The 19621-nt window shown below is 57.1% G+C and carries 22 protein-coding genes; 13 read left to right on the forward strand and 9 right to left on the reverse strand.

The window, feature by feature from the left end; all coding sequences use genetic code 11:
* The first annotated feature begins 232 nt into the window (after positions 1-232).
* Positions 233-883, forward strand: a complete 651-nt coding sequence (locus tag M8N44_RS08990) for a PEP-CTERM sorting domain-containing protein (protein ID WP_180971104.1) — start codon at positions 233-235, stop codon at positions 881-883.
* A gap of 94 nt (positions 884-977) precedes the next feature.
* Here M8N44_RS08990 and M8N44_RS08995 read toward each other — a convergent pair whose 3' ends face one another.
* The gene (locus tag M8N44_RS08995; RefSeq protein WP_022397904.1) at positions 978-2972 is read right to left on the reverse strand and encodes an ABC-F family ATP-binding cassette domain-containing protein; all 1995 of its coding nucleotides are present in this window, start codon (positions 2970-2972) and stop codon (positions 978-980) included.
* Between the two features lie 81 nt (positions 2973-3053).
* Positions 3054-3557 carry a peptidylprolyl isomerase gene (locus M8N44_RS09000; RefSeq protein ID WP_022397903.1) on the reverse strand — a complete coding sequence of 168 codons (504 nt, stop codon included), beginning with the start codon at positions 3555-3557 and terminating at the stop codon, positions 3054-3056.
* A gap of 208 nt (positions 3558-3765) precedes the next feature.
* Between M8N44_RS09000 and M8N44_RS09005 the strand changes: the two genes are divergently transcribed.
* The 12 genes from M8N44_RS09005 (at position 3766) to M8N44_RS09060 (ending at position 14903) form a co-directional block, all read left to right on the forward strand.
* Positions 3766-4539, forward strand: a complete 774-nt coding sequence (locus M8N44_RS09005; RefSeq protein ID WP_102721167.1) for an Hsp33 family molecular chaperone HslO — start codon at positions 3766-3768, stop codon at positions 4537-4539.
* A gap of 66 nt (positions 4540-4605) precedes the next feature.
* Complete coding sequence (locus tag M8N44_RS09010) at positions 4606-5226, forward strand: hypothetical protein (protein ID WP_215709434.1); 621 nt, start codon at positions 4606-4608, stop codon at positions 5224-5226.
* On the forward strand, positions 5223-6281 hold the full coding sequence (locus tag M8N44_RS09015) for a hypothetical protein (protein WP_102727652.1): 1059 nt from the start codon (positions 5223-5225) through the stop codon (positions 6279-6281). Before M8N44_RS09010 ends, M8N44_RS09015 begins: the two co-directional genes overlap by 4 nt.
* Positions 6278-7243 (forward strand): GDSL-type esterase/lipase family protein, encoded by a 966-nt coding sequence (locus M8N44_RS09020; RefSeq protein WP_102728625.1) that lies wholly within the window; start codon positions 6278-6280, stop codon positions 7241-7243. The genes M8N44_RS09015 and M8N44_RS09020 overlap by 4 nt, the downstream gene beginning before the upstream one ends.
* Before the next feature lie 67 nt (positions 7244-7310).
* Positions 7311-7718, forward strand: coding sequence for a hypothetical protein (locus M8N44_RS09025; protein WP_102721163.1), 408 nt, complete (start codon positions 7311-7313; stop codon positions 7716-7718).
* Between the two features lie 633 nt (positions 7719-8351).
* The gene (locus tag M8N44_RS09030; RefSeq protein WP_102749283.1) at positions 8352-9992 is read left to right on the forward strand and encodes a PA14 domain-containing protein; all 1641 of its coding nucleotides are present in this window, start codon (positions 8352-8354) and stop codon (positions 9990-9992) included.
* Positions 9992-10534: a hypothetical protein gene (locus M8N44_RS09035; protein ID WP_102729203.1), complete on the forward strand. Its 543-nt coding sequence runs from the start codon at positions 9992-9994 to the stop codon at positions 10532-10534. The genes M8N44_RS09030 and M8N44_RS09035 overlap by 1 nt, the downstream gene beginning before the upstream one ends.
* Before the next feature lie 270 nt (positions 10535-10804).
* Complete coding sequence (locus M8N44_RS09040; protein WP_102721319.1) at positions 10805-12445, forward strand: PA14 domain-containing protein; 1641 nt, start codon at positions 10805-10807, stop codon at positions 12443-12445.
* Positions 12445-12987: a hypothetical protein gene (locus M8N44_RS09045; protein ID WP_102728623.1), complete on the forward strand. Its 543-nt coding sequence runs from the start codon at positions 12445-12447 to the stop codon at positions 12985-12987. Before M8N44_RS09040 ends, M8N44_RS09045 begins: the two co-directional genes overlap by 1 nt.
* Before the next feature lie 273 nt (positions 12988-13260).
* Positions 13261-13866, forward strand: coding sequence for a MarC family protein (locus tag M8N44_RS09050; protein WP_102728622.1), 606 nt, complete (start codon positions 13261-13263; stop codon positions 13864-13866).
* A 15-nt stretch (positions 13867-13881) separates the two neighbouring features.
* Complete coding sequence (locus tag M8N44_RS09055) at positions 13882-14586, forward strand: alpha/beta fold hydrolase (RefSeq protein ID WP_102728621.1); 705 nt, start codon at positions 13882-13884, stop codon at positions 14584-14586.
* Positions 14583-14903: a DUF3820 family protein gene (locus M8N44_RS09060; protein ID WP_102728620.1), complete on the forward strand. Its 321-nt coding sequence runs from the start codon at positions 14583-14585 to the stop codon at positions 14901-14903. Before M8N44_RS09055 ends, M8N44_RS09060 begins: the two co-directional genes overlap by 4 nt.
* A gap of 36 nt (positions 14904-14939) precedes the next feature.
* Here the strand turns inward: M8N44_RS09060 and M8N44_RS09065 are convergent, their stop codons facing one another.
* From M8N44_RS09065 to M8N44_RS09095, 7 genes are all read right to left on the reverse strand, one after another.
* Positions 14940-15293 carry a hypothetical protein gene (locus M8N44_RS09065; RefSeq protein ID WP_146021145.1) on the reverse strand — a complete coding sequence of 118 codons (354 nt, stop codon included), beginning with the start codon at positions 15291-15293 and terminating at the stop codon, positions 14940-14942.
* Positions 15290-15520: a hypothetical protein gene (locus M8N44_RS09070; RefSeq protein ID WP_022397892.1), complete on the reverse strand. Its 231-nt coding sequence runs from the start codon at positions 15518-15520 to the stop codon at positions 15290-15292. The genes M8N44_RS09065 and M8N44_RS09070 overlap by 4 nt, the downstream gene beginning before the upstream one ends.
* A 19-nt stretch (positions 15521-15539) precedes the next feature.
* Positions 15540-16130 (reverse strand): DUF2589 domain-containing protein, encoded by a 591-nt coding sequence (locus M8N44_RS09075; protein ID WP_102725786.1) that lies wholly within the window; start codon positions 16128-16130, stop codon positions 15540-15542.
* Positions 16131-16140: 10 nt separating this feature from the next.
* The gene (locus M8N44_RS09080) at positions 16141-16947 is read right to left on the reverse strand and encodes a hypothetical protein (protein WP_022397890.1); all 807 of its coding nucleotides are present in this window, start codon (positions 16945-16947) and stop codon (positions 16141-16143) included.
* Between the two features lie 35 nt (positions 16948-16982).
* Positions 16983-17834, reverse strand: coding sequence for a DUF2589 domain-containing protein (locus M8N44_RS09085; protein WP_022397889.1), 852 nt, complete (start codon positions 17832-17834; stop codon positions 16983-16985).
* 146 nt (positions 17835-17980) lie between these two features.
* A complete protein-coding gene (locus M8N44_RS09090; RefSeq protein WP_022397887.1) occupies positions 17981-18466 on the reverse strand; it encodes a LytR/AlgR family response regulator transcription factor in 486 nt (161 codons plus the stop codon).
* A 183-nt stretch (positions 18467-18649) separates the two neighbouring features.
* The gene (locus tag M8N44_RS09095) at positions 18650-19621 is read right to left on the reverse strand and encodes an extracellular solute-binding protein (RefSeq protein ID WP_102728618.1); all 972 of its coding nucleotides are present in this window, start codon (positions 19619-19621) and stop codon (positions 18650-18652) included.

Below are 19621 nucleotides of genomic sequence, written 5' to 3' on the forward strand. Positions count from 1 at the left end.
GCGTTGCAACGCTTTCCGCCCCCAGAGGATGGCTGTTAGCGGATTAGATATCCGCAGACAACAAAATTTTTTGAAAAAAAACGAGTTTCACCGCGGGCAAAGGGGAATAATCAGAAATACGTTCAAGATGCAATGAAGTTCCGTATTCATGAATCATTGAGGATGTGTTCCATCATTCACTTCCATTTTCCCTTCTCCGTTACCGGATATCTAATCCGCTAGTATGGCGCGCATGAAAAAGCTCCTTTCCATCCCAGCTTTTTTACTGTGCATTTCCGGGGTACAGGCGGCAACGACATTGTATGAAACCCAGTTCCGCCAGACCGCCATCAATGTGGACAGTGACTTTCTGGACGGCGCTTCCGTCTCGCTCACCAATCCTTCCACATCCCTTTCCGGCAATTTGGCCGCGGACCTCCTTGTCCCCAATGTCCAAATGCAGAATAACAACGCCGGATGGACCGTTACCTTTTCCTTCACGGCTACGCAGGACATCATCATCTCTTCCCTGAACCTGGGCTTCCAATTCGTCACCGGTACCGGAACACGGCACGGAAACACAGATTCCAAAACGGGAACCGCTACCGTCACGCTGGCCGCCGGAGATTCCTCTGCCACGGCTGATCTGAGCTTCGAACGCGTCCAGGCCGACAAGAACGGCACGCCGACAGCGGACATCCAGCAAGCCTCCTTCAATACCCCGGTCACGGTCAAGGCGGGAGAAACCTTTACCCTCACCGTGAACGCCAAGGCACCCAACACCGGGGGCACCTTCCTGGGGCTTTCCCAACTGGCCCTCCACGGGGACGCAGTGCCGGAACCGGCCACAGCCTCCCTCGGACTGCTCGGACTGGCCGCCCTGCTCCTGCGCCGCCGCGTATAAGCGGGAGCATCATTTAATCTCTGCTTTATTCCTTTACTAAAACAGGACCGTCCCCCACCGGGAAACGGTCCTGTTTTTTTAAATAAAAATCCGCTCAATTTCCGGAAACGTTTCTTTCCGCCTCTTCTTCAATACGGGCTTCCGTCTCTTCAATCTTTTCTGAAAGATCGGCCCACTGCGTAAAACAGGTTTCCAACTGGCGGTCCGCCTGCTGGAACCGGGTGGTGAGCTCCATGACGGCCTCCGTATCAGCCGCCACCTCCGGACGTTCCAACTGGGAGGCGATCTCCGTCTTTTCCGTTTCCAGACGCGCTATCTCCGCTTCCAACTGTTCCAGTTTTTCCTGGAGGGGACGGAGCAGGCGCGCCTTTTTCTGGCGGATTTCCGCCTCCATGCGCCTGCGCGCCTTGCGGTCCGCCCCGGCTCCCGGGTCAGCCGCTCCGGAGACGGCAGACGCAGCGGAGGAAGCCAGAGCCTGGTCCCGCTCCACCTTCTCCAGATAATCGGAAACGTTGCCTATGTAAACGCGCGGTTTCTCTCCCGGCACGAATTCCAGCACCTTCGTCACAATGGGGTCCAGGAAGCTGCGGTTGTGGGAAACGATGCAGTAGGAACCCGGATATTCGGACAGCGCCTGCTGAAGCACCTGCTGGGACTGGATGTCCAGGTGGTTCGTCGGCTCGTCCAGAATCAGGAAATTGGCCGGATGCAGCAGCATGCACACCAGCGCCACGCGGGAGCGTTCCCCCCCGGAGAGCACGCCCACGCGCTTGTGCACGTCGTCCCCCCGGAACAGGAAGCAGCCCAGCAGGTTCCGCACCATGGGCGCGGATTCCCGCGTAGCGGCCGCCTCCACGCATTCCAGGACCGTTTTTTCCGGGTCCAGGTCATCGGCATGCGTCTGGGAGAAAAAAGCGATCTGCGTGTGGCGCCCCATCGTCACGCTCCCGGAGCTGGGCTCCTCCCCGCCGGAAATGAGGCGGGAAAACGTGGACTTGCCCGCTCCGTTCACCCCCACAATGGCGATGCGGTCCCCCTTTACGATTTCAAAATCCACATCCTCAAAGACGGAAATGGAGCCGTACCGCTTGGAAACCTTTTCCAGCCTGACCACGGAATGCGCGCCGGCAGGCGGGGTGGGAAAATGAAAATTCATCACGGCGTCATCCTCCTCCACCTCAATCAGCTCCACCTTCTCCAACTGCTTGATGCGGGACTGCACCAGGGAGGCCTTGGTAGCCTTGTAGCGGAACCGGTCGATGAACTCCTTCGTCTTGGCGATTTCCCGTTCCTGGGCCTTTTTCTGGCGCAGCAGAATCTCCTTCCGCAGCACGCTTTCCTTCAGGAAATAGGAAAAATTGCCCGCGTACTCCTCCGCGCGCCCGTGGTAAAAGGCAATCGTTCGGGAAACCAGGGAATCCAGCAGCGCGACGTCGTGGGAAATGAGGATGATGGCCCCCCGGTAGGTGCGCAGGTACTGTTCCATCCACCGCTGGGATTGAATGTCCAGGTGGTTCGTGGGTTCGTCCAGCAGCAGCACTTCCGGTTCCCGGAGCAGCAGCTTGGCCAGCGCAATGCGCATCTGCCAGCCGCCGGAAAATTCCCCGCAGTCCCGGTCAAAGTCCCGGTCCTTGAACCCCAGGCCGCGCAGGATGGACTCCGTGCGGGGGCGCAGCCGGGCGGAATCATGGGCGTGCAGCACCAGCTCCAGTTCCCCGATCTCGTTGAGCACTTCGGAATAGGCGGCGGAACGGGGGTCCAGTTTCTCCATCTCCTGCGTCAGGGCGTCAATGCGCTCCTGGAGGTCCATCAGGTCCGCAAAGGCGGACATGGCCTCGTCAATCAGCCTGCGCCCGCGGACATGGATGCCCTCCTGGGGCAGATAGCCCACCTGGGAGTGCCTGGACTTGATGATGGAGCCGGAATCCGGCTCATTCAGGCCGGCCATGCACTTCATCAGCGTGGACTTGCCCGCGCCGTTATGCCCCGCCAGGGCAATTCTTTCCCCATCCTCCACCGTGAAGGAAAGATCATTGAACAGGACGCGCGCGCCGTACTGCACGCGCAGATTTTGAACGGCCAGAACCATGTACCGAATGAGTAGAGAGAGGAAGGCGGCGGAACGCGGCGTTGCATCGCCTGTTCCGCCGCCAGGAAAAGCCGGATAAGCTTATTTGTCCAGAACCTTGTTCCACGCGGCGATGCGGTCGGCCTGCTCCGTGAACAGATCATCCGCGCCATCTTCAATCGTGATACCGGAAATGGTATCCCCCTGCCCGATGGAATCCACCACGTCCTGGCCTTCCGTCACCTTGCCGAAGACGGTGTGCTTGCCGTTCAGCCAGTCGGTAGGTACATGCGTGATGAAGAACTGGGAACCGTTGGTGCCGGGGCCCGCGTTCGCCATGGAAAGCACGCCGGGGCCGTCATGCTTGAGGTCCGGGCGGCACTCGTCCTCAAAACGGTAGCCGGGGCCTCCCATGCCCGTGCCGGTGGGGTCGCCGCCCTGGATCATGAAATTCGGAATCACGCGGTGGAACTTGAGGCCGTCATAGAAGCCCCTGGAAGCCAGGTTCAGAAAGGAAGCCGCCGTCACGGGCGTCTTGGAAGCGAATACCGTCAGCTTGATGTCGCCCTTGGAAGTGTGGATGGTGATATTCTTGTCAGTTGCCATGGGTGCATGTTAAACGCGCGGAAAGGCATGGTAAAGACTGTATTGCGTGCTGCCGCCGGGCCTGCGCCCCCATTTCTCCGCCGGCCTCTTTTCCTCCTTTTCCATGCCGGGCAAGGAGGCCGCCCCCGCGGCGCCTACCTGTCATGACGGGCCCTAATGACAGGAGGAACGGTTGATTTTCTACCGGAAAGGGCCGAATTTGAATGATATGAGCGAAGAATTGGTAGAAGAATTCGTTACGGTTGAATCCATCTTTGTCCGTGGGCGCAACTGCCTGGCGCTGAAGGCGAAATTCTCTCCCCTGTTCACAGACTACTACCTTCATCTCATGCAGTACGGCCTGCGTAACGAGGAACCCTACGACAGCCTGCTGAAAGAGCTGATGGCCTACTTCACCCTCTACATGGTCGCGCGGCCCTGGGCGGAACAGCACGCCTGGACGGTCAACCTCAGAACGCCCGCCGTAGCCAACCTGTTCGTTACGGGCTCCTCCCTGACGGAATCCGTAGTGGGGCGCATCTTCACGCAGGACATCAAGGAGCCTGAGGAAAACACGCTGTACTCCACCCTGCTCCGCAAGGGCTTTGAACCGCGGTACTCCGTCGTCCCCATTCCGGGAACCTCCCCCGCCCGGTGGGTGGAGGAATTCTACAAGCAGAGCGAACAGAGAAACGCGCGCTGCATTGAACTGCCGGATGAATGCTACACCATGGTAACGGCCCAGCCGGACGCGGATGAAGAATGGCTGAATTCCCTAACCCGGGAAAAAATGGCCCATCTGGAAGAGGATGAAGATACCCGAGTACTGGAAACGCGCCGGTTCCGCTTTTACTGCGGCTGCACGCTGGACCGCATCCTGCCGACGCTCAAGGCGCTTCAGGAAAGGGAGGAAGACCTGTTCCAGGGGGAAGAGGCGCTGGAAGTCACCTGCCCCAGGTGCGCCGCCATTTACCGAGTGACGAAAGAAAATCTGGAAGATTGAGACATACATGATTTCTTTCTGACAATTAGCCTTTTCGGCAACGAATTTCGTGCTTAAACTTTCCCCGTGCCGACTTGTCCGAAGTGTTTACATAATTTCCACCGCGGGGCGGAATCATTGTGCCCTCACTGCGGCTTTTCCCTGGAAAACCTGGACAAGAAATACGGCAGGGACTCCATCCCCTACCGCCGCGTATGCGACAACGCCGGCGCCCTGCGGCAGCAGGACCGCGTAAAGCTGAACGCCCTGCTGGAAAAACTGGAGCGCCGCATTCCCCCCGTCCTCCTTTCCGTCTATTTCCCCAACATTCTGGAGCCCTTTTCCCTCATTCCCCACAGCTTCTGGGTGATGAACCACCTGACGGTGGACGAAGCCGGCTTCCCCAGCCACCAGGGCCCGCTGGACCCCCAGTGGCTCCTGATTCTGGTACTGGACGTGCGGACGGACACGGCCTGCTTCATGTGGGGGTATGAACTGGATCCCTACGTAGAGCCGGACCTGATCAACAAATCCATCATGAAGGCCCGCATCCCCCTGCGGGAAAGCATGCTGCTCCAGGCCGTGGGCTCTATCATGAAAGACGCCGTCCAGCTCGTGGCCCGGAAGGCGCGCTCCAAGGTCAGGCACCCCATGCGCTACGGGTTGACGCCCCCTCCCCCCGCAAACCGGAAAGGAGGCGGCCTATGAGATTCCTGCTGTTCCCCTTCATGCTGGCGGCGGCCATGTGCGTGGCCCCGGCGCAGGAACTCCCCGCCCTTAAATGGAACGCCCGTGACCAGCAATCCCTGATGAAGGGCACCTGGTGGGAAGCCAACGCACCCCTTCTGCCCCCTGTGGATGCGGCTGTGGCCCCTTCCGCCTCCGTCCCGGAACCCTCCGCCAATGCAGACTCCCCCGCTGTGGACCCTGTTCCGGAGGATTTCACGGACGTCAACGAATACTTCCTTCCGGACTACATCCGCACCTCCACGGGCCTGATCGACCCCCAGAAGCTTCTCACGGAAGTGGAGAGCAATGACGTCATTGAACTCATCAAGCTCATCAAATCCCGTTACAACGTCAACCTGTTCGTCAGCATCTTCGCGGCCGGGCAGAAAGTCCCCCCTTCCGTCAACGCCCCCACAATCGCCCGCCAGATATTCAAAAACAAGGAACGGAACCTGCTCCTCCACTTCCACATGGGGGACATTAAAAGCGCCCAGATCGCGCTGGATCCGGAGTTGAGCGCCCAGCTCGGGGATGCGGGGCGGCGGGACCTCCTGTACCAGGTGAAGCAGGACGCCTCCCGGTTCACCAACCCGCAGGACGAGCTTGTTGAAGCCATGATTTCCCTGGCGCGGAGGACAGAGGCGGACATGGCCTCCGCCCCCAAGCCTTCCCTGCCCGCGCTGGACCCGGACAACCCCGCCAGCATCCCGGAAGCCAACATCACCATCCAGGAGCCGGAGGAAGCGCGTGAATCCCATCTGCACGCCATGATGAAGGCCTGGATGTCCTTTGCCCTGGCCAATGTGGCCGGCATCATCCTGCACGCCTCCGCACTGGTGGCCGTAGTGGCGCTCTGGCTGGTCTGGAAAAACAAAAGAGTGGTGCGTTTGCTGCCGTCGGAACCGGACAAGCGCCTGGGCGCTCCGCACGGCGCCTCCCAGAGCCGTCCCGTAAACTACTGCATGCAGGACGGCCGTGGACCGGACTCCATCGGCCGCAGGCAGATGCGCCAGCACATGCGCGACGTCTCATGACAGAACCATCTCCAACCCCCGGCATCCGCGCCGCCCTGAACGGCGCGGGAGAACTGGAACTCACCATGGTGAACGCCCCTGCGGGAGCCGTCATCCGGATGGACGTTAATGCGACTTCCCCCCGCATGCTCTGCACGCAGGGCCGCTACCTGGCTCCGGTGCAGGCCCCGCCCGGCACGCGCATCCGCTTCCGCCTGTTCCAGGGGAAGCGCGGTCTGACGGCCCCGGAAACCTTCATCATGCCCGGAGCTCCTCCCGCCCAGCCCGTTCCTTCCACGCTGATTCCCTGCACCCAGAACAGGGACTTCATGATTTACGACTGGGCGGCCCGGCACGAAGCCGCTTGCCGCGCGGTGAGGAAAACGCATCCGGACCTCCTCTTCATCGGAGACTCCATCACGCATTTCTGGGGAGGGCCTCCCGTGGACGAACCGCACCGGGACATCCTCCAGAAATCTCCGGAAACCTGGAGCCTGTGCACGGAGGGAATGAGGGCGGTCAATCTGGGCTTCGGCTATGACCGGGTGGAAAACGCCCTGTGGCGGCTCCGCCACGGCGAACTGGACGGAGCGGCGGACGATGCCGTCTGCGTGGTGCTCCTCGGCACGAACAACCTCGCGGAAAACACGGACGGGGAAATACTCCAGGGCATCCGCGCCGTCTGCGGGGAAATTACCGGAAGGCTGAAAAAGGCCGTCATCATCCTCCAGGGCTTCTACCCGCGCAACAGCGCCCGTAAAGATACCGCGGAACGCATTGCCGCCATCAATCTCCTCCTGAACCGTCTGGCCGCAGAACAGGGCTTCCTGTACACGGAACCGGGCCGCGTCATGGCGGACGCCGCAGGACACGTTCCGGAAAAACTCTCCAGCGACGGGCTGCATCCCTCCGCGGCCGGCTATGAGCGCATCGCCGCCGTGCTGGCCCCCGTCATCAGGCAGGCGGCGGAACGGAAAAAATGACTCCGCCAAGAAACCGGACCCGCTTTCCGGTGTTTTTATTCATGGAAACCTCAGCAGAAACACCATAATGAACGAACAGGACGATACAAAACTCTGGCAGATTCTGGGCCATGCCTCCCAGCCTGCGCCGGGGGATGATTTTGCCCGCAGGGTCATGATGCGTATTGCCGGGGAAGAACACGCCACCGCCGTTCCGGCGGAATCCATCCACCACTTCAAGCGGAACTCCTTCCGCATCTGGGGCGCCGCGGCGGCGGCCCTGGTGGCTGCCGTCATCGGCATTGCAGCCCTGATGGAACCCTCTGCTCCGCAAACGCCCCCCCTCTCCATCGCCACCCTGAACATTGACGATGTGCTGGTGGAAGAAGCCGGTCTGGCTCTGGGCCAGGAAAACCTGGTGGACGCTCTCTGCGTGCTGTCCTCCACGGAAACGGGCGTCATCTCCTCGGACAACATCCAGGACCTCCTTCTGTAACTCCGGAAACGGAAGCATTCTTCGTTCCCGGCCCAGGGAGCGGAAACTCTTCGCCGGGCAAACCGGATTTCTTTCCTCCCCGTCCCGAATCCGCCTTCCTGAAAACCGGTTTTCTCCGCAAACGGGAACACCGGACACCGGAACCGTAGGAACGCCGCGCTGCCCCGGCCCCCACTGTTATAAAGCCTTTTCTCTTCCGGCCATGGCTGTGCCTTCCCCCCCCCCCCGTCTTGCTAGTCTCCATCCGGAACGGAAGGCAGAGTTTCCAAACCCCGGAACTGGCGAAGAAAACGGCCATCCGGAATAGGGGATTTATCCGGCAGGAAGGGCGCAGCTATCAGGCCCGGTAGCTGCTGCACCAATTAACCTATTTGCGAAGAAATACATCCAACTGCAACAACTGTATTAGCTGGTAATGAATGGCATACGCCAATTTTTCATATGAGACGGCCAAAGATTTTTCCCTTTCTTTCGGGCGTTCTGTCCGGATGATACGGCAGATATCCAAAGACGGCCGATTCTTCCAGGAATCGACTCTTATCCCGCATGAGGATTGTTGTTGCCTTCCCTGGAATTTGCCATGTTCATCGTAGAACTAAACGTTTAGTTCGGAAACAAGAAACGATCAGGAAAATGAATAACTATATTCCTCTAAACAAGGCAGTCGGCCCGAAGGTCATCTGCGACGGGTACCAGGCTCTCATCCCTCAGAAGCTCGGAGTCGATGCGATAACGTTCAACTTTGACGGGTCGGCGTGCGAGCACGCCACTTGTCCCGGTGCTCCGGAAATGTTCATCAAGGTCGAAGAAGACGGCCTGTATTATTTCGGCGTAGAGGCCGACGATACGGGCAGCCTTACGATTGCCGGTGAGCAAGCTATAAAAAAGGATGGGACGCAGCCCAACGGCAAGCTGAATATTGAAACCGATTCCAGGTTCCTGAAAGCTGGTTATTACAAGGTGGCCCTGTCTTACGAGAATAATGCCTACGATCCCGTCAGCAACAATGCAGCCGCATTCAATGTGACGATGGACAAGGAACCCATTCAGGCAGGGAAGTATGAAGGCAACTCGACGATGAGGCGGGAATTCTCACCTTCTCCCAAAATCAAGCTGTGGACGATTGAAAAGGAATCCAACATTACCTGTGAACCGTCCAAGAAAGTGGAGCTGGAATTTGAAAGTCCGGAACCCGTCTATTTGGAAGGGCATGCTGACTGCAATGTAAAGGGCATGAGACCTAAGATTTGCGTGACGGTTTGCAAAGATGAAGCGGAAAACGTATGGAAGTGCCGTGTTGTTTCCGTTTCTGCCGGAGCCGAACTAAAGGTGTATCAGGGAAGCTACATTGACCCCTATTTTAATCCTCCTCTCGACGAGGAAGAGGCTATTGAGGCTGTCAACGAAATGAACGGCTACCAGGCACGAGGAAGAGTGGGCACATGGCACACGCCGCAAGCTTCCCTAGCCCATGAAGAACATCACCGCCGTCAATGGGAGGATGCCTACAAGTTCTATTGGAAGGAATCCAAAATACAGGAAATGCTTGAAAAGGAGACTCTCTCCTGCGACGAAGAACCGGACATGGATGAAGCCGTCAAATTCATGCAATCGCTTGCCAATGAAATGGCGTTGGACCTTTGGACAGAAACGTCGGCCTATGTTCTGGCGTTGCCGGATCAGGCCAATGACAGGCCCTATTGCGCCGGACAGGAAGTCCTGAACGAAGCAACCGCCCATGTCATCCGTCTGGCCGACGCGATGGGGTGGAACAATGTACCCAGGTTCATCACAAAGCCCGGTACGATTGAGCCGCCCTGTTTCATGCCTCCGGTCAGCGAAGGGGAAACCCGCAGCATGGCCGTTGCGGAGGAACCGTCCCCCCTGAAGCTCTCCATTGCGGATACTTCCCGGTTCGCGGAAGGCAGGATTACGCTGTGCTTCCGCAACGAAGGAAATGAGCCTGTCCGGATTCCGGACGAAATCAACGACGAAACGTCCAATTTCTTTTTCGTGACGTTGTTGAGAACGGAACAGGGGAAAATGCGCGTTCTGAACAGGGAAATCGGTACCATGACCTTCCAGCGGCCCTTGAACTACCGGGAGCTTGCCCCCGGCCAGGAATACAGCGTCACGATTCCGGTGTTCCTCGATGAAGTCGGGCTGGAAGATTGGAAACAATGTTCTTGTGAACTCGAAACGCGCTACTATAATCAGCAGGGTAAGGATTGTTTCCTGGGGACTCTCCGGGCGACGGCCAAACTCTCGCTGTGATGAAAAAAATCTTCCGGTATTTAGGAATTTTGGTTTGCCTGCCCCTCCATGCAGCGGCATGGGGGGACATGGCCGACAACGGGATTGAATGTTCCGTGGTGATGGAAAAGACCGAGTTTGACGCGAGGGCGGCTTTCCCGGACTTCAAGCTGGTGTTCACGAACAAGGGCGAAAAGACCGTTCGCCTGTTCGACGACTTCTATCCCCTGAAGGATGACGGGCCGCATATTTCCATAGAGATTTTTTCGGAACTGGGAAAAGAGAAAAGGAAAAAGGTAGCAGCATATTACCCTCATTATTGCATTGAACGAGGACGTTTCTTGAATTTTATTACGCTGAAGCCCGGAGAAAAGCATGAAGTGCTCATTAAGGATGCTTATCTGTTGATGCACTATTTTGGGCCTTTACGCCGTCTTCGCAATGGTGAGAACTATGAGTTGGAAGTAATCTTTCGGGATGGGTATGGAGATCCCGGTATTTGGAGGAAGTATGTAGGGAGAGAAAATTTCTCCGTGGTCGATCAATCGCCCTGGAATCGGTAGAGCATTTGCAATTCTCTCTTCGGATTGCTTCCTGTTTTTTCTTCCTTGAATCGATTGTCAAAGCATCCATTTTGTTCTGTAAAAACCTTCGGATTGAACCGGGGTGGTTTCTGGCATAGATCAGAGAATATTCATTTGGCAGTCTTTTCGTGAAGGCGGTCGAAGTTCGTCTTCTTATCACGTCTGAGGCGTGTTGTTGCTGGCCCAGGAACTCTTCATGATTCCCGGTGAACTAAACGTTTGGTTCAGAAACAAAAAACGATCAGGAAAATGAATAACTATATTCCTCTAAACAAGGCTGTTGGCCCGAAGGTCATCTGCGACGGGTACCAGGCTCTCATCCCTCAGAAGCTCGGAGTCGATGCGATGACGTTCAACTTTGACGGGTCGGCGTGTGAACACGCCACTTGTCCCGGTGCTCCGGAAATGTTCATCAAGGTCGAAGAAGACGGCCTGTATTACTTCGGCGTAGAGGCCGACGACTCCGGCAGTATTACAATAACTGGTGATAAGCTTTGCGAAAAGAAGGGAGATAAACCCAACGGCAAGCTGAATATCAAAACGGCTTCCAGATATTTGAAAGCTGGTTATTACAAGGTTGCCTTGTCGTGGACCAACAACGCCTATGATCCTACCAGCAACAACGCGATCGCGTTCAACGTCACGATGGACAAGGAACCGATTCAGGAAGGGAAATATGAAGGAGATTCCACGATGAAGCGTGAATTTTCGCCTTCTCCCAAAATCAAGCTGTGGACGATTGAAAGGGAATCCGACATCAAATGCGAAGAATCCAAGGAAGTCGAATATGAATTTAAAAAACCGAAAACTACCTATCTTGATGAAGATAACGCCTGCACAACACGAGGAACTAAACCCTCTACCGTAGTAACGGTTTGCAAGGATGAGGCGGCCAAACTTTGGAGGACGCGTGTTGTCGCTGTTTCTGGGGGTGCTGACGTTGTTATACGCACTGGAGGTTACAGGGACGCTACGCTTAACCCTCCCAAGACCGAAGCAGAAGCCATTACAGCAGTTAACTCAATGAACGGCTATCAATCTCGTCCAGGGGTAGGAGCATGGCATACAAAGGAGGCTTCCTCGGCTCATGAGAATCACCATTGCCGACAATACGAAGATGCAGGCAAGTTTTTCTGGAAGCACATGAAGATTCAAGAAAAAATTGAAGAAAAGACTTTTAATATTGAGAATGTCCCCGACATGGATACTGTCATCCAATTCGCGCAAGAATATGCCAACACTTGGACGGAGCGCTTCTGGTTTGAAGTTGATAATTATGTCAGAGGATTACCAGACGATGCCAATGACCGTCCCTACTGTGCCGGACAACAAGCTCTGAATGAAGCTACCCGCCAAGTCATACAACAGGCGAAAGCCAATGGATGGAGCAACGTACCCGATCAAATCACGGAACCGGGAGCTATTGAGCCGCCCTGTTTCATGCCTCCGGTCAGCGAAGGGGAAACCCGCAGCATGGCCGTTGCGGAGGAACCGTCCCCCCTGAAGCTCTCCATTGCGGATACTTCCCGGTTCGCGGAAGGCAGGATTACGCTGTGCTTCCGCAACGAAGGAAATGAGCCTGTCCGCATTCCCGATGAAATCAACGACGAAACGGCTGATTATTTCTTCCTGACGGTGTTGAGGAGCGAACAAGGGAACGTCCGCATCCTGAATGCTGAAACGGGAAAAATCACCTTCAACCGTCCCTTGAACTACCGGGAGCTTTCCCCCGGCCAGGAATACAGCGTCACGATTCCGGTGTTCCTCGATGAAGTCGAGCTGGAAGATTGGAAACAATGTTCTTGTGAACTCGAAACGCGCTACTATAATCAGCAGGGTAAGGATTGTTTCCTGGGGACTCTCCGGGCGACGGCCAAACTCTCGCTGTGATGAAAAAAATCTTCCGGTATTTAGGAATTTTGGTTTGCCTGTCCCTCCATGCAGCGGCATGGGGGGATACGGCTGACAACGGAGTGGAATGCTCCGTTGTGATGGAAAAAACCCGGTTTGACGCGAGAGAGGCTTTCCCGGACTTCAAGCTGGTGTTCACGAACAAGGGCGAAAAGACGGTTCGCCTTTTTGACGACTTCTATCCCCTCAAGGATAATGGCCCGAATATTTCCATATATATCTACTTAAAACTGGGAAACGGGAAAAAGATGGAAAAAGCCATAGCTTGGTATGGAGCCCCATATCTGATAGAACGTAGAGCGAACTCCATACACTTCATTACTCTGGAACCCGGAGAGAAACATGAAGTGCCTATCCAAAATGCCTATTTATTATTGACATATCTCGACTTACTCCGCAATGACAAGAGATACGAGTTGGAAGTAAACTTCTGGGACGGATTCGGAGAACGGGGTGTTCGGAGAAAATATGTAGGGAGGGCAGATTTTTCTTTGGTTGATCAATCGCCTTGGAGGCGGTAAAAATACTGCCTCCTGATGCCGGAAGTAGCTTATACAATCCATTTCGGGCACATGCTCGACTTGTACACCGTCATTCTAGAACACTTATTACCTCTCCTAAAAATCCCATGGTCTCCTGCGCAAAGCCTCCCAAAGTCCCTCAAATCGCTTTCCAGATATAAAAACCCATTTCCGGAACTGGTGGAGAAAACGGCCATCCGGACGGGGAAAATTTCCGCTGCCGACGGTTCCCTTTGACGTGCACGCCCGTATCGTTTACAACGGGCTTACTCCATGCAGGACTTCCTTTCCACCGTTATTCTCCTGTTCATCGTCATTGATCCCGTGGGACTGGCCCCGATGATTCAGGGAATGCTGAAGAAATATTCGGCCGCCCAGCAGAAGGCCATTCTGATGCGGGAGCTTGTGTTTGCCCTGAGCCTGCTGCTCCTGTTCTTCTTCTCCGGGAAATTCCTGCTGGACCTGCTGGGGCTGGAACCGTCCACCCTGAATATTTCCGGGGGCATCCTGCTGTTCCTCGTGGCGCTGGGCATGGTCTTTCCCGCCAAGGACATGCTCTCTTCCGCCGGACGCACGACCGGACAGGACGAACCTTTCATCGTTCCCATCGCCATGCCCCTGATGGCCGGCCCCTCCTCCCTGGCCATCATCATGCTGCACGCCTCCCAGAGCCCGGACAGCATCTCCCAGATGACCTATGCCGGCGCCATCGTGACTGCCTGGTTCCTCTCCGGACTGGTGCTTTTCATCGCGCAGAAGTTCCTGCGCCTGCTGGGGGAAAAAGGGACGATCGCCCTGGAACGTATGATGGGCATGGTGCTCATCATGATTTCCGTCCAGATGTTTATGAACGGACTCGCCGGGTACGGCGTGAAATAGGAAGGCGCGCCGACCATGCTTTGGCTCCTGCACGGTAACCTGGGCTCTCCGGCGGACTGGAAACCCGTCATGGAAGTCCTGCGCGCCGGGGGAGTGGAAGCCCGCGCCCTGAACCTCTGGAAGTACCTGGAATGCTGCCCCAAGAGCCTGAAGGACATGGGGCGCGTGCTGTGCTCTGAAATAGCCGCCCAGGACAAGCACCCCTGGCTCTGCGGTTATTCCCTGGGAGGCAGGCTGGCCATGCAGGCCGTTCTGGCCCATCCCCCCCTCTGGAAAGGCGCCGTATTCGTCAGCGCCAATCCCGGCATGGAGGATGAAACGGCAAAAGCGGCCCGGCGCGCGAAGGACGCAGAATGGGCCGTCAAGTGCCTCTCCGCGCCATGGGAGGATTTTTTGAAGGAATGGGACGCGCAGGGCGTATTTGAAGGCGGCCCGCCGCCTCCGGACCGTTCTTCCCTGAAACCGTGGCGCAAATCCATCTCCCGCGCTTTCATCGACTGGTCCGTGGGCGCCCAGAAAAACCTGGCCCCGCTCCTGAACCAGTCCCCTGTTCCCCAGTTATGGATAGCCGGGGAGCGTGATCCCAAATTCACTGCCCTGGCCCGCCGGGCGGCGGGGGAACAAGCCGTCATCATTCCCCGCGCCGGCCACCGCCTCCCCCTGGAAGCTCCGGCGCGGCTGGCGGAAAGCCTTCAACAATTCATCCTGCAAAACCCATGAACGATCCCAAAATACCGGACGCGGAAGATTTGAGAAAACTGGTGGAGGAAATCGCGCAGACCCACGTCCCCTTCGGCATGTACGGCCCGGCCAAGTACCCGCCCAAGGGGTGCCCGCTGATGGACGTGCCCCAGGAATACCTGGCGTGGTTCCAGGCCAAGGGCTTTCCCAAGGGAAAACTTGGCTGCCTGATGGAACAGTGCCTGCTGCTGAAAGGTAACGGGCTGGATCCTCTTTTTGACCCCTTCCGCAAGGCCAACGGCGGACGGACGAAGAAAAACGCCCGCCGCCGCGTGTGGGATTTTGAGAGCGAATAACCTTCCCCCCGGAAGGAACGCATTCTTCCCGCGTCATCAGGAGGGGGGAACGAGCTTCACTTCCCGCCTTGTCCCGTCCTCTTCCGTGACGGCCAGCACATAAAACACCCGGTCCTCCTTCTTCCCGCGCGTGACGGTAATGGTCAGGCTGCCGCGGGACAGCTTCACGCCATCCTCCGGAACGGAGAAAACGCCCAGCTCTTCCAGCAGTTCAAGCGCCCTGGCGCCGTCCCTCACACGGATGGACTGGCCGTCGCCTGAAATTTGCTTCTTCACCTCCTGCCATGCGGCGGCCAGCTGGCGCGGTTCCCGCTGCTGCATCTCCGCCCGGGAAAGAGGGGGCAGAGCCATGCAGAGCACGGCGGACAGCATGATCAATAGTCTCTTCATGACAGGGAGGCGGCGGGGAGTTGCTTGTTAATGGTGGCCTGGAACTTTTCCAGGGCCTGCATGGCGTGGTCGGAAGCCTTCCGGTCAATGGAAAGCTTCAGCCCGCAGTGGGGGCATTCAATGCCGCCGGACAACAGGTCCGGAATGGTCGTGGGGAAATACACTCCGCATTTGGGGCAGTCAAGCCCCGGAGTGCGCTGGTAGGAATAAGTGGTTTTCTGGTCCATGTTTTTTTCTTTCAATTAGTTATTTTTTCTCCTGGGAGGGAGAATCTTCATAATGCGGCCTGGAGGTCAGCTGGAGGAATTGGGACAGGCCGGAAGGCATGTCCGCCTGCTGCATGGTGACATGGATTTTCATGTTCGCCTGTAGGGAGGAAGAGGAGGAACCCCTCCCGGACTGGGGCGCCAGGGAAGCGCGGAAGTTCAGGCCGTCATCCTGCCCCTTTCCGGCGGAGGAATCCACCTCGCCCTTGTTCAGGGAAAAGCGTTCATCCGGAGCGGAGGCGACCGCGTCAATGATGTTGATGTCAAAGTCAAAGTCCGCCTGCTTGATTTGCAGCAGCGGCAGCGTCACCAGGCTGATGAGCGGCACGCTGACTTTCTTCTCCGCGCCGCCGGAAGCGTCGCTGTCCGTAAAATTGAAGCTGATGAGCCTCAGCGCCCCCGTGGAACCGTCCGCAGGATTGTAGGACTCGAAAGCCAGGGACATGAAATGCTTCATGTAGCGTTCCGTGGACATCGCGTCCGCATCAATCGTCGCGACCAGCGGGGCCGAGATCAACTGCTGCAGGCTCATGATGTGCCCGTTCACCTTGTTGTTTGTAGAATCACTCATAATAATATCACTATTGTGCGGCCAGTCCGGAAACGTCATTCTGCTCCGCCAGGACGGCGGGAACGGCGGCGGGCGCGATGTTGAGGTGAAGCGTCTGGATGGAGTTCTCCGGCATCTTTTTGAGCTTCTCCGTCTCCACCTCCACGTCCACCACCACATTGCTTACCTGCCGGGTGAACGCATACTTTTCCGCAAGCACGTCAATGAAGGAGGAGAGGCCTTCCCGGAGGTTCGTGCGGCACTCCTGCCTGAGGGCGTCCCCCTGGGCACCCTGGAACAGGTCGGCCAGATCGGGATTGTCCATGAATTCCTTCTCCGCCACATCCGCCAGAAGCTCCGCCAGCAATCCCTTGTCCAGTCCGGAGTCCGCCCGCAGGAGGGCCCCCTCATGGCCGGAAACAGCCGCAGTGATCTTCTTCCCCAGGTAGAGGCAGAAATTCCTTTTCCACTGTTCCTCCCTGGCAAGCAGGGAGGAAAAATCACTTCTCGCCTCATCCGCCGGGAGATTGGAGTGCACCACGGCCATCACAATGGAACGGATGGCATACGCAGGCACCCGCTCCGCCAGTTCCTGCTGGAACAGGCTGCACTGCTCCGCATCCAGCACCTGCCTCTCCTCCACCCCGGAGGTTCCCGTCACCGCATACTTCAAATCGAATTCCAGGGACCCTATCTGGGCGCTGGGAAGCTGGAAGCCACGCACACCGCCGTGCTTCCCGTACTGGCGCGCCAGCCCCGCCGCATGGCAGTTCGCCGCGTGCTGCGCTTCGATAATGTCCCTAAGCAGGGATTCGACAATCAGATTCAGACGAGACATGGCTCTGGGATGGAAGAGAAATCGTTATGCTCCGGTTATTGTGCAGGCGTAGCGGCCACGGCCACCTTCCTCTTGAGCTCTCCGGCGCTCACCGTGCAGTTCCTGGCGTCTTCCTTGGAAATCGTGTATTCCTTGCCGGAATCCGTTTTCACAATCTTGGCTTCATTCCCCGCACCGTTATCAAACGGGTCCGTGGCGTCCCCTATCCGGAGAGTGATGGCATCCGGCTCAAACAGGCCTTCCTTGTTCTTGTAGGAGGTCATCAGCTTCACGCTTCCATCGTCCTGGATGGCATGCTGAACCTCCAGGGAACCGGTGGGAGATACCACGGAAATGCTGTTGTTCAGCATTTCCAGCACCTTGGCCATCCCGGCGGGCATGCTGTCCTGTCCGGCATGAACGGCCACGTCCATCGTGTACTCCACGCTGTACTTGGAGTCCTTCGTGGCGGAGGAGTCCTTCTTGCTGGAATAGCTGGCGTTCATGCTGCCGCGCGCCCAGAAGCATCTTGCAGAGGCGGAAACACTGGTATCTACGGAGCTGGAGGAATTCTCCGTCTCCGTACTGGCGGCGGAAGCGCTGATATTCGCCTTGAAGTTGATGTCAATGGAGTTGATGGCGATGTAGGGGATGGGGACGATGGTCAGAAGGGGAACCGTAATCTGGGCCATGTGGCCGTCCTTGATGAACTGGAAGGAGACATTCACCGTCTTCTTCTCTTCTCCTTCCGTGTACAGACCCACATTTTGGATGAATTCCCAGGAGGTCCGGGCCGCCTGGGCCTGGGCTTCCACGCAGGCGACCAGGGGACCGCCGATGATGTTGCCGAAAGGCAGCGACTTGAGGGAGGAGGTCGCCACATCTGCTGCTGATTTGTCAATTGCCATATTATTTTATTTTCTGGTTGAGGTTAATATGAGGTGCCGCCTTTTGGCGACGTTGTGATCATGGGGTCATTCCGGCGCTTTTTCCATCCCGCCTGTCCGGAAGAACTGTTCCGCTTTCCCGCGGCGCCGGCGGCCATGGCCGGGGTCTATTTGGAAAACGACAGCATGTTCAGGCTTCCCAGCACTTTCTTTTTCATGAACTTGCTGACGGGGATGGAAACATTCCCCACCTGAAGGAAATTACCCGCAATGGACTCTATGTGTAATTTATTAACCAGATAGGAACGGTGCACGCGGATGAAATATTCCCCGTCCAGGTGCTCGGCCACCCGCGCCAGCGGGGCGGATACCAGAATGGACGACATGCCGTGCACGTGCAGCGTGCAGTAGCTTCCCCCCGCCTCCACATACAGGATATGCTTCATCAGGATGCGCTGGAACCCGTCGTTCATTTTGACGAACACCATGGGGTTTCTGGACAGGGAAAATCCGGCGGGCCTCCCCAACAGCGGCGTAAGGGAGTCATCCTTCATTTCCATGATTTCCAGCTTGTCTCCGTGCTCCACCGGTTCCGGCGCCGGGGCATAACAGATCCTATCTTTTTTAGTGACTTTAATAAATTTAATGGTCATTCAAAAATCATAGCAAAAACTTTAAATACTCAATAAATTCATCAATGAACAGCAGAAATGACCTTCTGAAACCAAATTTATCTCTTCTGAACGGCCATTGGAAACCGTGCCTTACCAACGCATTCAGGCCGCGGAAACCGTATTCCGCGGCCTGAATGGCACCCGTCTCTGCCGGGAAAAAACCTAATTCATCAGCGCCTGGTGCCTTTTCAGCAAGTCTACCGTCAGCGGTTCGGGAAAGGCCTTCACGTTGGACGATCTGGCATCCTCCCTAAAGTTTTCCCCCTCATACAGCGGCACGGGGTAGACCTTGAGGATGCCGGGGCGGGCGGTCCGGACAAGCGTCTCCGCCATCTTCATCGCCAGGGGATTGCCCCCCGCGCCCTTGTCCGTCACGCAGACGGACTCCGTCAGCATGAAATTGCCTTCCGCCGGGTCCACGTAATCAATGGGCAGCCCAGCCTTCCTGTCCGCCACGGCCTGGTGGCGCAGGCCGAAGGCAATCGCCACCTCCCCGGCGCGCACCTTCTTCAGCGGTCCGGAACCGGAATTTTCCAGATGAGGCCCCGCGTTCTCCACAATGCTGTGCAGCAGGCGTCGCGCCTCCTGCTCCCCGTACGCGCTGACCAGGGCCTGGACCATCAGCCATGCCGTGGAGGAACTGCGGATATTGGGAATGGAGATGAATCCCTTGTACGCCGGGCTTGCAAGGTCTTTCAGGGAGGCGGGCCGGGGCAGCCCGTTCTCCTGAAGCGCCCTCGTATTGATGAAAATGGCCCCTTCCTGCGCCGTAAGGGGCGCGCAGAAACCGGGCGTCTTTTCCAGGGCATGGAACGTGAAGGAGAGGGGGGCGAACATCCGGTGGGCCTGCTGGGCGCTTTCCAGGTAGTAGGTGGAGGCGGTAATCACGTCCGCCTCAATGTTGCTGCCCTCCGCCATGATCTTTCCGCCCAGCTCCGAGGTGCTGAAGGAGGAAAAAATGTACTGTCCGGAAAATCCGGCCCTGTCCAGGGCGTCCTGCATGGCTAGCCGGGATTCTTCGTCCGCGTTGGAGTAAATCACTACCTCCGGGCTCTGATTGCAGCCGCCCAGGCACAGAAGGACTCCGGAAACGACGGCAAGCGCGCAGGCAATCATGGTGGACTGTTTTTTCAT

Origin of the sequence: Akkermansia massiliensis (genome assembly GCF_023516715.1) — a bacterium.
Classification (GTDB): Bacteria; Verrucomicrobiota; Verrucomicrobiia; order Verrucomicrobiales; family Akkermansiaceae; genus Akkermansia; species Akkermansia massiliensis.